Below are 12,452 nucleotides of genomic sequence, written 5' to 3'. Positions count from 1 at the left end.
AGAAGGCGGAAATGAACAACAGTTACCAGTCATCCTATGAACCCCCGCCTTCCAAGTGGGATCAGTTAAAGTCCGAGATTAAGGCGGCTGCGCCATCTCTTGGCATTGATGATATCGGGTTCGCTACTGCGGAGCCGTTTCTTTTTTTGAAAAGCCTGCTGCAGGATCATCGGGATAAGGGATATGAGTCTGGTTTTGAGGAGCCGGATCTCGATAAAAGAACGGTTCCTGCGCTGAAATCAGGAGAACCTATGTCTATAATTGCTATAGCTGTGGCCTACCCGTCCAAAATGCAGGAGCCGCCTAAATCAGAGCCAGGTGAGCGAAGAGGGATCCTCTCGCGTGCTTCTTGGGGAAGGGATTATCACCATGTTCTGCGCGAGGCACTGGAGAAGCTTGAGCATTACATCCGTGAACGGGTTCCTGAAGCGGTACTGGAGAGTATGGTGGATACTGGCGTACTCGTAGACCGGGCAGTAGCTGAGCGTGCGGGTATCGGGTTCAGCGGTAAAAACTGCTCGATTATTTCTCCCAAGTGGGGTTCATGGATCTACCTTGGTGAGATGGTTACGAATATTCCGTTCCCCTCGGATACACCTGTACAGGAGGGCTGTGGAGACTGCACCAAATGTATAGATGCTTGTCCTACAGGTGCGCTAGTGGGCCCCGGAGAGCTGAATGCACAGGCCTGTATCTCCTATCTCACCCAGACTAAAGGATTTCTGGATGATAACTATATGACGAAAATCGGGAACCGGCTGTATGGCTGTGATACCTGCCAGATCGTCTGTCCGCACAACCGGGGGAAGAACTGGGATCATCGCCCGGAACTTCTCCCCGATCCGGAGATCGCAAAGCCGCTGCTGCTGCCGATCCTTGATCTCAGCAATCGCGGGTTCAAGGATAAATTCGGTACAAGCTCATCTGCATGGCGGGGCAAGATGCCGATCCAGCGGAATGCTATTATTGGCCTCGGGAACTTCAAAGAGCCTGCAGCCATTCCGAAGCTTAAGGATATCCTGATGAATGAGTCCCGTCCGGAACTGCGCGGTACTGCGGCCTGGGCGCTGGGGCGGATTGGCGGGCCGGAGGCACTGTCAGCGGTGAAGCTGGCGCTCTGCAAGGAAGAGCACGAGAAAGTGCTGGAGATGCTTCACGAAGCGGAGAATAAGCTTGAAGATGCGCTGATATAAAGGACAGCAATTTTACCAATTGCTGTCCAGTTCTTGAAATGCTATGATAGAAACGCATGCCTTGTGGTATAGCAGACAATAGAGTACAAAGGTGGACTTGAGATGGATATCGCGATTCCTATTATTACGTTGGTCGTGGGACTGCTGGGCGGGTTCTTTATCGGAGTGTATTACCTGCGCAGACAAATGACAACGATGCAGAACGATCCGGAAATGCTTCAAAAGGTTGCCAAACAAATGGGTTACAACCTGAATGGCAAACAAATGCAGCGGGCACAGCAAATGCTGAAGAATCAACCGGCTGGCCGTGGCCCAGCTCCAAGTAAAGGCCAGAAACGTAAGGGCAAGTAACTATAAGATGGGTAGAGTATAGATTGGTGAACGGGTTTCGGAAGGGGGAAGTTTCATGGGGGGCGTCAAGGAATACGTGAACAGCAAGGTTTCTGTGAACCGTGAGCATATCGAGTATCACATCGCTAAGATACTGGAGTTAATCGGGGAAGACACCAGCCGGGAAGGGCTACTCGAAACACCAGCGCGGGTTACGCGCATGTACGAGGAGATCTTCGGAGGATATTCCATAGATCCCCGGGACGCGCTCGGCGTGACTTTTGATGAGTCTCATGAAGAGCTGGTGATCGTAAAGGATATTGTGTACTACAGCCAATGCGAACATCACATGGCCCCTTTCTTCGGTAAGGTGCATATCGGTTACATCCCAAGCGGCAAGATTGCTGGACTCAGCAAGCTGGCCCGGCTGGTAGAAGCGGTAAGCCGCCGCCTGCAGGTGCAGGAGCGGATCACAGCGCAAATCGCTGATATTATGACCGAGGTGCTTGTCCCGCACGGCGTAATCGTAGTTGTGGAGGGTGAGCATCTTTGTATGTGCGCAAGGGGCGTGAAGAAGCCTGGAAGCAAGACAGTAACGATGGCGACCAGAGGCACCTTTCGTGAAGATGCCGCCGCACGGGCAGAGTTTCTTGCCCTGATTAAGGAATAATGAAATAGTTAAACCAAACCGGTCTCGGGGTTTTCCGAGGTCGGTTTTTTTGCATTGCGGCTAATTAACTATGTTTTTTAGGAAATCGCAGCTTTTTAAAAATATCTTTAGGTTTCTTTTCTTATGAACGAGTCATGCGTCTATGCCTTTCCACAATTGCCCTCATACGTTATACAGGAACTCGAACTATTGGAAAAATATCCTGTAAGTCAACAATGCAGGCTTAACCGTAGGAGGTGGGAAGCATGACAAAGACATCTGCGTTGAAAATAGAACAATTAAAAACTAAAAAAATAAGAAAAGGGAGCGTGAGGCATACAGCTTTTTATGGAACCGCATATAAGAATAAAAATTTCACGAAAAAGGGCAGGGATGTGAAGAGTAAAAGAAGAACCAAGGACAAGGGCGAAACCCGCAATACCAAGAATTCAGCGATTGCTATAGGTGTCAAGGAACTTACGAATCTTATAGGGCTTATGGGGGTTACCGGAGCTACGGGTGCAATTGTGAGTAGTATCGGAATTATGGGTGCAACCGGAGCCACGGGAGTTATGGGAAGTATCGGGATTATGGGTGTTCCCGGAGCCACAGGAGCTACAGGGGCAATAGGTCTTATGGGAAGCATCGGAATGATGGGTGCCACCGGTGCAACAGGAACAATGGGATCCATTGGATTGATGGGGAACATCGGTGCCACGGGTGCCACGGGTGCCACCGGTGCAACAGGAACAATGGGGTCCATTGGTCTCATGGGAAGTATAGGGATTATGGGGGCCACAGGAGTGATGGGATCTATTGGCCTTATGGGCACAATGGGAACTATGGGAGCTACTGGTGCTACGGGCGCAACGGGCGCAACAGGTCTTACTGGAACAACAGGAGCAATGGGACTTATGGATTACCGGGAGCTACAGGAGCTCTTGGGCCTCAAGGAATCCAGGGTGCAACTGGAGCAACTGGAGCAACTGGAGCAACTGGGGCAACTGGGGCAACCGGGGCAGGCTCTGCATTTATTGAAACCTTGAAGATTGGAGATCTGAATGCGCAGATTCCTTTTAATGCCAGCGGGGGAAACAACCAGGCTATTGGTGCTTTGGCATTTAGTGGACAGCAAATAACCATTAGCAGGCTGGCAGCTTACGTTACTCAATTAGGCTCGACCGGTGTTTTTCAAATGGCAGTCCTACAGCCTACCAGTTCATCACAGTCTACCGTTATAGGTGTGACCACAGTAGCAACTTCATTAACAGCAGGCCTATTCATTCTACCATTAACGACTCCACTTACACTTTCAGACAGTATTGTTTATCATTTGGCGGTATATAACCAAATTAATGGCTCGAACCTGGGAGGCAGGAGTACAGGGACATCGGGAATCGTTGCACCGCCAATCAATTTCAGATCACAGAATCTTTCCGGGTTTACAATAGGACAGTCTATTAACACTAGTGATGTAATTCTTTTGTCACCTTATATTGCCGGATTAGCATAGTTATTAGTAATCTGCCTAATGTCCGGGCTCTGCTTCGGCAAAGCCCGGATAGCATCTCAATATCAGAACGGCTGCCACACAAGTTTACTTGCCTCAGTATAACGCTCTGCTACATATGGCCAGTTGACCACGTTCCACCAAACTTTGATATAATCACCACGTTTATTTTGATGCTTCAAATAATAGGCATGCTCCCAAACGTCAAGAACGAGCAGGGGAATGACATCCCATTGCGACAGATTTTGATGTTTTTCAGCTGTAAGGATTTCCAGCCGATGACTGCGCGGACTCCAGACCAGAATAGCCCAACCTCCTCCTTCTACTTTCTCGGCAGCTTCACTGAACTGTTGTTTGAACTTATCATAGCTCCAAAAGCTGCGTTCTATGGCTTCAAGCAGGGCTCCCTTCGGTTTTCCATCACCCTTGGGGGACATAGTGTTCCAAAATATTGTATGCAGGTAATGTCCGGCACCATGGAAGGCGAGTTCCCGCTCCCAGTGTTTCACCAAGTCGAAATTACCGTTCTTCCGGGACTTGGCCAGCTTATCCTCCGCTTTGTTCAGACCGTCCACATAGCTCTGATGGTGTATATCGTGATGAATTCTCATGGTTTTCTCGTCAATGTGGGGCTCCAGTGCATGATACGGATACGGCAAGGGGGGCAGTTGGTGTCCCCCTATAGGTACTGTACCCTCAATCCTGTCCACAGGTTGTTCAACATCCGGCAGTTCAGCTTCATTGCTGCTTCTGTCAGCCTCAGCCGAGCGCTGAATGACTTGCCGCAGCATTTCAGAGTAAGTTAGGCCTTCCAGGACATCAAGGAAATATTGTGATTCGCGGATGATATGCAACAGGACGGTTACGGCTAGCGGCATGGCTTTAACAGCGGCGCTGGCCTCCATCATGGCATACAATTGGCGGATGAATTCATGGGACTGATTACAGGAAATAAGCAGTAGCTGCCTGGTCTCCGCCAGAAGCACCTCATTACCCGGAGGAGAAGGGTTAATTGCAGCCTCTAGAAGTACTCTTGCGGCATCCTCAGTAGCCCCGAAGACGATAGCCCATTTCTCCAGCAGTTTTACATAGGGCTCCTCAAGATTAGGGAGCAGTGCTTTGATTACGGCGGTATGTTCCTTCTCCTGGGTTTTCCAAAAAACAATTTCCTCCAGAATGCGCAGTGGCATTAACGGCCCATAGACATATAGCATTTTCCAAAGCCCTCCCATGATTTGTCTTTAACAGTTATTTATATGAACAAGAACAAGGTCTTATGAGGCTTTGGATTGGACGCAGAAAAGCCGCTCCTCAGAGATTACTTCCGGGAAGCGGCTTTGTTACGAAGCTTTTATACGATGTATCAAGGAGTGGTCTGTTCCATACCCGATGCCTTGAATAACTGTACATTTCCGAGAAAAGCAGAGACGCGGCGCAGATATTCACGGGGGTGTTCCCGGAATAGCAGTTCATGATGACTGCCCTCGATAATCCAAGATTCTGAGTACGGATTGCTTTGGTTCGCTGCCAGCTCTTCAGCAATCGGGTAGGGGGCTTTTTCGTCCAGCGTCCCGTGCAGAAAGAGAACCGGGAAGGGGTAATCCTCTTTCTTGACCTTTGCATATGGAATTTGCTCAATGGCCGTTCCGTTTAGAACCGGGAAGATCATCTCCATAATCTCCAGGGACGGATGGCGCGGCAGATTGATATTTTGATGAATATTATGATACAGCGTATCCGGTTCCAGCAAAAAAGTGCTGTCCAGTATCATGGCATCGACATCCTTCGATACAAGCCCGGCCTGCAATGCCGTTCCGGCACCCATGGAGAAGCCCCAGACCACGATCTCCTTGGCTCCTCGCTCCTTGGCGAACTGGATGGCCCCCAGCAGCTGCTGGGATTCTTTTTTACCGCCGGTAGCCAGAGTCTTGTTGGTCTCTGAAGCAAAGCCGTAATCAAACATCACCACATTAAAGTTCAGACGGTGGGCATAATGCGCCAAATCGTACATCGGTACCCAGGTTTCTTCTCGGTTGGCACCATAGCCGTGACTGAACACAATGGTCTTGGAGGACCCTTCTGCGGGAAGGTACCAGCCCTGCATGGTCCGGCTACCGTCAAAAGCCCGGAAGGTTACTTCCTCGTATTCAAGTCCCTTGGCTAACGTAGGATTGGAGTAGAGAGGGGCAACAGCCGGATTGGATAATACCCAGACGATATAGGCGTGCAGTGAAATAAAGCAGAATACAAAGAAGAAAAAGACAGAGAGCAATAAAGAAAGTGCAATATGTTTGAAGCGAATTCTACCCACGCTGAGCTGCGGGAATTCCTCCGAAGTTCGCTTTATCGGCTGACGGGAGACCGGTGTACGGGTGCGTGTGGTTGCCAGATCCATGGTGTCCCTCCTAAAAGGTTTGTGTAGTATTAGCTTCCTGAATCAACTTCGAAGCAAAACTCGTATCGGAAGCATAAGCTTAGGTCTCTACTTTTTAATCGTATGTTCATGCCTTTGCAAAGTCAACGAATTCAGGACTTTTGTAATGTAACTGTAAAGTGTGTACCAGGCATTTCCGCGCAACTGAAGGTACTGGACTTTCTGCAGAGTTTTACACTAATATAAAGGTAATTAAAATGTAACAGGGTTTCATTTGGTGAAACGCGAAGGGGAGATTGCTATGGAGGATCGCAAACTGACTGTGCGCGCTGTAGAACGGGCACTTGATATATTACTTTGTTTTACAAAGGACAATGATTTGGGACTTACGGAGATTGCTTCCCAGATTGGGCTGCACAAGAGTACGGTCCACCGGCTGCTGACCACCCTGGAGGAGAAGGGATTTCTGTTAAGGAACCAAGCTACGGAGAAGTATAGTCTCGGCATTCGGATCTGGGAGCTCTCCACCCATCTGCCAACCCTGGATGAGCCCGCGGCACTGCTGCTTCCGGCGATGGAACGTCTCCGCGACAGATTGGGTGAAACGGTGAGTCTATATCTGCGCGACGACTTGGAGCGTGTGCGGATCCAGGCAGTCCAGAGCCGTCAGGCCATCCGTCGGGTTGCTCAAATCGGCGCCCGGCTGCCTCTCTCCGTAGGTGCTTCCAGCAAAGTGCTTGCGGCATATGCTCCGCCGGAGATACAGGGCAAGCTGCTGAATGACCCTTCCTGGCCGGAGAATGTGGATAGAACAAGCTACCGCGAACAACTGGAGGAAATCCGGCGCTGTGGTTATGCAACCAGTTTTGAGGAGCGTGAGCCCGGTGCGGCAGCGGTAGCCGTGCCGATTTTCGGTCGGAGCGGAACAATGGTAGCTGCGCTGTCTCTTTCGGGTCCGGTGAGCCGGTTGTCCCAGGAGACGCTTGTGGAATATTCGGATGTCTTGACAGAAGCTGCTGGCGAGATGGGACTGATGATGGCTTAAATGATGTTATTTTGCGATATTTGACTGTACGCAGTTTCTCATAATTGAATATGGTTTAAGAATGAACTATTATAAAAAAACAATAGTACCAATATTTTTCATATTTTATATGTGGTTCATTCCGGAGTATGAGGTGATTGGATGGGAGCTGTAGTACCGGATTCACTGCTCGGGGAGATTCAGCAGCTACAGGATACGTTCGGCGCTGTCACAAATCAGACTATGGTACTTACGAATCAACAAGGAGAAATCATTACCCGTCCTTCAGTGGAGGGGATGCTTTACCAGAAGATTCTTCATTCTCTGCAGCACTTGAACCGCCCGTTTGAGCCGGCACTACGCAAATCGGGAGTATTATCACATCAGGTTGTAATGGATAACTGGATTCCCGGTCTCAAGTACGTTATTCAACCGCTTATCCCGGAGTATGGGCAAATGTATTTTTTATGGTCAGGAATGTATATGGAGGAAGGCACGAAGGAGCTAGTGCTGCATGCTTTTGAGCAAAAAATGAAAGGTCATCCCGACTATGGGTTGCTGCAAGCGGAACTGATGGCCATGACTGAATTCAACCGGAGCCGGGTTCATTCAATTATGGAGAAGGTCGGGGTTCTCGGAAGTATTTTATGCAAGTTGTTGACGGGTTGGGCCCTGAAACCTGAGACACAAAAAAGCAGCAGGTTAATTTCGCAGCTTCTCATTCATATGGGAAAAGGACGTTTGACCATTGAGGAAGTGCTCCAACAAATGGCGGGTACCCCCTCGGCAGCAGATTTGTATGCGTTTGCCAAGGAGACGGAAGAAGGGTATTTTAAGGTGAAGTATGCATCCGGGAGAGAGGCTGCGCTGCTGCTGAATGCTGTTTTTCGGCAAGGTGAGGGGTTCCTGGGACAAGCAGTCTTAAATAGTGAATCCAGGCATTGGAGTGATATGGCTCAGGACCCGCGCAGCATGTTTTTCACACAACGCGGCATGACGCGCCCGGAATTTATTACCTGTTACCCGGTCACAATCAGCAAAGATAAAAGAGCACTCCTCGTGGCAATTGGCTTAACGGAACATGAGCAGTATCAGGAATATGAACAGCAGGAGCAGATGGCAGCTTCGCTGTTGGGGATCTCCGAAAAGATTGAGCTTCTTCAACGGCGGGAAGAGATGGGGAATGAAGGAGTTCTTAGACTTAAGGAAGCTTCGAAGATGCTGCCGCAGGCATTGTCCATTCAAGAGCTTGGAATGCAATTACTGGATGTCGTTATGGGTATGCCCTTTTATCCCTCCTCGGTACTCGTCCTTCTTGAGGATAAAGCTCAGGCAGGGAATACATACTTTGCGAGGGGATGGACTCCAAACGCAGAGGTCATATATGTCAATGAGCTGCGGGCTCGTTATTACCACCAGACGTTCATCTACTCTGCTGTGCTGAATGAATCCGTAGGCAACCAGATTCTCTTGGAGTGCCCGTTAATTGCTGAGAATGAGCTGCATGGGGTATTGTCTATAGGATTCCAGAGACGGAGCGAAGCAGATCATTGGCTCACCTTTACTGAAACCATTGCCAGCGTGGCTAGCAGCGCGATCTGCCTTATGGATAAGAATACCCAATCTAGAAAGCAGTCTGAAGCCTTTCTGACTCATGTCCGCCATTATCTGCAGAACGTCAACAGTGAATTACAGTGTGTATCCCTGGAGGCTTCATACAAAGCTCTTGATTTTGCGCGATTTGCTGGCTTGGCTGAAGAAGAGTCCGAGCGTGTTCGCAGGGCCAGCTTATTGGCTCCTTTTAAGACGGATTTTCTGACAGAATGCGGATTCTATAAGGAAGAATTGGCCCTGCTCCGGCAAATTGACCAATTATCTGCCTACAATGTGTTAATGGATAAACCCTTTCTATCCGAATCGGCTCAGATCCTGGCGCTTGTACTGCATCATACAGCGAAGACAGTGGATAAAAGCAAGCTTGGCGGCACGCAGCAGCAGTGGGTGGTACTGGATAGGTACACGATGGATTTAGGTGTTATTACTCGGATTGATGAAGAGCTGCTCTCGTCGTTCCAGTCATTTTTACAGAGCCAGTCCCGGTCACTCCCCGGTAATCATCCTGTTTCAACGATCAGACCATTAAACAGTGCCGCATTGAAATCGCCAAAAGCAGAATGGGGCATTTCTCCCCGTGAGGAGGAAGTGCTGGAGCAGATTATTCTCGGGAAGACGAATAAGGAAATTGCGAACACTTTATTTATCAGCGAACATACCGTCAAGAACCATATCAGCCGTATATTTGACAAGATGGAGGTAACGGACCGCTCGCAGATTATTGCAATTATCTATAAAAGAATCCTCAGCTCTGACCGGCAGGATATTTAGCAGTTGATATTGAAAAAGGCCTATCCCTTAGGGATAGGCCTTTTTAGCAATCTATTTCATGCAATAGATCAGTGCCGGTGTAGCGTCGCGTGGATTATTCCACGGGGAGGGCGGATTCGGATGCCGTTGCATCCGCCAGCATCTGGCGAAGTACGGTCTGCAGAATACCGCCGTTGCGATAGTAGTCGATATCCACGGTGCTGTCGAGCCGCGCAATGACAGGGAAGTCGAATTTGGTTCCATCTTCGCGGGTGACGGTAACGGTTAGCTCCTGACTCGGCAGGACCTCATTGTTAAGTCCGGTGATGTCAAATGTCTCCCGGCCGTTCAGTCCAAGACTGCCCCAGCCGTGGCCTTCCTGGAACTGCAGTGGCAGGACGCCCATACCGACGAGATTGCTGCGGTGAATCCGCTCGAAGCTCTCCGCAATCACGGCTTTAACCCCAAGCAGCAGTGTACCTTTGGCTGCCCAGTCACGGGAACTGCCGGTTCCGTATTCCTTGCCGGCGATGACAATAAGGTTCTGTCCGGCTTGCTGATATAGCATAGAGGCATCATAGATAGACATGACTTCCTCGCTTGGAAGGAAGGTGGTTACGCCGCCTTCCGTTCCGGGAGCAACGGCGTTACGGATACGGATGTTGGCGAAGGTTCCGCGCATCATGACCTCGTGATTGCCGCGGCGGGAGCCATACGAGTTGAAATCTGCACGCTCGACGCCATGACCGCGCAAATATTCGCCTGCCGGACCGTTTGTTGAAATATTCCCGGCCGGGGAGATGTGGTCGGTTGTGACCGAGTCGGCCAGCAGTGCCAGCACACGGGCATTCCCGATATTTTCGATATCACCGAGACCTTCTGCGAGATGCTCGAAGAATGGCGGATTCTGAATATAGGTGGAGTTGTCGTCCCACTCATACAGCTCGCCTTCCGGTACGGCGATGGAATTCCAGCGTTCATTGGCGGTAAATACATTCTCATATTTCCGGCGGAACATTTCAGGACTGAGAGACAAGCCAATCGCTTCACGAATCTCAGCCGAGGTCGGCCAGATGTCTTTTAGATAAACAGGCTCGCCTTGCGGATCATATCCCAGCGGTTCGGTCTGCAGATCAATGTCCACTGTGCCTGCCAGCGCATAGGCAACGACAAGCGGCGGTGAAGCCAGGTAGTTAGCCTTAACCTGAGCATGCACTCGGCCTTCGAAGTTCCGGTTGCCGGAGATAACTGCGGCTACTGTCATGTCGTTGTCGGCAATGGCCTGGCTTACTTCATCCGGTAGCGGGCCGGAGTTGCCGATACAAGTGGCACATCCGTATCCGGCTAAATAGAAGCCAAGTGCTTCCAGAGGCTTCAGCAGATCGGCCTTCTCCAGATATTCGGTAACAACAAGCGAACCTGGTGTCAGACTGCTCTTCACGTAACCCGGCTTGGTCAGCCCGCGTTCCACAGCTTTCTTGGCTAGAAGGCCTGCGCCAAGCATAACGCTTGGATTAGAGGTGTTGGTGCAGCTTGTAATGGCTGCAATGACTACCGCCCCCGTGCTCAGCTTGCTGATGCTGCCGTTCTTATGCTGGATCTCGACCTGCTGGGCGATCTTCTCATCGCTGAGGCCGTACCCGCCTTTATCTACAGGTGTACGAATGATACCTTCAAAGTTCTCCTTCATATGAGTCAATTCAATCCGGTCCTGAGGACGTTTCGGTCCGGCCAGACTTGGCACGACCGAAGCGAGGTCCAGCTCGATGAAGTCACTGAATACCGGATCTGGCGTATCTGCCGTACGGAACATGCCTTGGGCTTTATAGTAGGACTCTACCAGTGCTACTAGCTCGTCGGGACGTCCTGTATTTCTAAGATATACGAGCGTCTCGTCATCTACAGGGAAGAAGCCAACGGTGGCTCCATATTCCGGGGCCATGTTCGCTACGGTTGCGCGGTCAGCCAGACTGATATTGGCCAGGCCAGGTCCGTAGAATTCGACGAATTTACCTACGACGCCTTTTTTACGCAGCATTTGTGTAACGGTAAGCGCCAAATCTGTTGCAGTAGCGCCCTCCATCAGACTGCCGGTCAGCTTGAAGCCCACCACATCCGGAGTGACAAAATACAGCGGTTGTCCCAGCATGCCGGCTTCGGCTTCAATCCCGCCAACACCCCAACCGACGACACCGAGGCCGTTGATCATCGTGGTGTGGGAGTCAGTGCCGACCAGTGAATCCGGATAAACAACCGTTTCACCGTCAATGATTTTGGTGGCGGCCACAGAGGCCAGATATTCCAGATTAACCTGGTGCACGATCCCGGTCGCCGGAGGTACTGCCCGGAAATTATTGAAAGCCGTTTGCGCCCAGCGCAAGAAGCGGTAGCGCTCTTCATTACGTTCAAACTCAACGTTCATATTGTATTCGAGAGCATCTGCGGTCCCGAAGGCATCAACCATAACAGAGTGGTCAATAACGAGGTCTACGGGTACAAGCGGATTAATCTTCTTCGGGTCGCCGCCTGCTTTTTTCACCGTATCACGCATAGCCGCAAGATCTACAACCACCGGTACCCCCGTGAAGTCTTGGAGGACGATCCGTGCAGGGATAAAAGGGATTTCCTTAGTGCGGTCGATGCCGCCAGCCCAACCGGCTAATTGTTTCACATGATCTTCTGTGATGGCATGCCCGTCAAATTGGCGGACAGCGGCTTCGAGCAGGACTTTGATGGAAAATGGCAGAGAAGAGATGTCGCCCAGCCCTTGTTCTTCAAGGGTTTGAAGATGATAGTAGCGGTAGCTTCTGCCGCCCGACTCCAGGGTGCGGGCCAGCGAGAAATGGTCCTTGCTTGGCATAAATGCGCCTCCTTGTTTCATCTAGTGAAACTGTATTTCAAATTGCTTTTGAAATAATTATAACGTTTACAAAGGGGGGAGTAAAGTTTTTTTTCCTTCTATTTATGCCACCATAATTCATTCTATCTGTATAGCTCTCTGTTTATCC

At 50.2% G+C, this 12,452-nt stretch carries 9 protein-coding genes and 1 pseudogene; 7 read left to right on the top strand and 3 right to left on the bottom strand.

What is annotated here, in order from left to right; genetic code table 11:
* Nucleotides 1-11: 11 nt before the first annotated feature.
* The 5 genes and pseudogenes from queG to ACAN55_RS02585 form a co-directional block, all read left to right on the top strand.
* Nucleotides 12-1,181 (top strand): annotated as a pseudogene (gene queG, locus ACAN55_RS02605) (tRNA epoxyqueuosine(34) reductase QueG); the annotation flags it as partial.
* A 114-nt stretch (nt 1,182-1,295) separates the two neighbouring features.
* Nucleotides 1,296-1,544 (top strand): YneF family protein, encoded by a 249-nt coding sequence (locus ACAN55_RS02600; protein WP_379127700.1) that lies wholly within the window; start codon nt 1,296-1,298, stop codon nt 1,542-1,544.
* 55 nt (nt 1,545-1,599) lie between these two features.
* Nucleotides 1,600-2,193 (top strand): GTP cyclohydrolase I FolE, encoded by a 594-nt coding sequence (gene folE / locus ACAN55_RS02595; protein WP_379127697.1) that lies wholly within the window; start codon nt 1,600-1,602, stop codon nt 2,191-2,193.
* A gap of 245 nt (nt 2,194-2,438) precedes the next feature.
* Nucleotides 2,439-3,218 carry a hypothetical protein gene (locus ACAN55_RS02590; protein ID WP_379127693.1) on the top strand — a complete coding sequence of 260 codons (780 nt, stop codon included), beginning with the start codon at nt 2,439-2,441 and terminating at the stop codon, nt 3,216-3,218.
* Nucleotides 3,215-3,685, top strand: coding sequence for a hypothetical protein (locus tag ACAN55_RS02585; protein WP_379127690.1), 471 nt, complete (start codon nt 3,215-3,217; stop codon nt 3,683-3,685). The genes ACAN55_RS02590 and ACAN55_RS02585 overlap by 4 nt, the downstream gene beginning before the upstream one ends.
* Nucleotides 3,686-3,747: 62 nt before the next feature.
* Here ACAN55_RS02585 and ACAN55_RS02580 read toward each other — a convergent pair whose 3' ends face one another.
* Both ACAN55_RS02580 and ACAN55_RS02575 read right to left on the bottom strand, forming a co-directional pair.
* A complete protein-coding gene (locus tag ACAN55_RS02580; protein ID WP_379127687.1) occupies nt 3,748-4,896 on the bottom strand; it encodes a Fe-Mn family superoxide dismutase in 1,149 nt (382 codons plus the stop codon).
* 149 nt (nt 4,897-5,045) lie between these two features.
* A complete protein-coding gene (locus ACAN55_RS02575) occupies nt 5,046-6,077 on the bottom strand; it encodes an alpha/beta hydrolase (protein ID WP_379127684.1) in 1,032 nt (343 codons plus the stop codon).
* A gap of 280 nt (nt 6,078-6,357) precedes the next feature.
* Between ACAN55_RS02575 and ACAN55_RS02570 the strand changes: the two genes are divergently transcribed.
* Both ACAN55_RS02570 and ACAN55_RS02565 read left to right on the top strand, forming a co-directional pair.
* Entirely contained in the window at nt 6,358-7,101 is a 744-nt protein-coding gene (locus ACAN55_RS02570; protein ID WP_379127681.1) for an IclR family transcriptional regulator, read from the top strand.
* A gap of 141 nt (nt 7,102-7,242) precedes the next feature.
* Nucleotides 7,243-9,465 carry a LuxR C-terminal-related transcriptional regulator gene (locus ACAN55_RS02565; protein ID WP_379127677.1) on the top strand — a complete coding sequence of 741 codons (2,223 nt, stop codon included), beginning with the start codon at nt 7,243-7,245 and terminating at the stop codon, nt 9,463-9,465.
* 94 nt (nt 9,466-9,559) lie between these two features.
* Here ACAN55_RS02565 and acnA read toward each other — a convergent pair whose 3' ends face one another.
* Nucleotides 9,560-12,304 carry an aconitate hydratase AcnA gene (gene acnA / locus ACAN55_RS02560; protein WP_379127674.1) on the bottom strand — a complete coding sequence of 915 codons (2,745 nt, stop codon included), beginning with the start codon at nt 12,302-12,304 and terminating at the stop codon, nt 9,560-9,562.
* Nucleotides 12,305-12,452: the final 148 nt, after the last annotated feature.

Source organism: Paenibacillus oryziterrae (assembly GCF_042610485.1).
Lineage (GTDB): Bacteria > Bacillota > Bacilli > Paenibacillales > Paenibacillaceae > Paenibacillus_AQ.
This window is presented reverse-complemented; position numbering and strand designations above follow the sequence as displayed.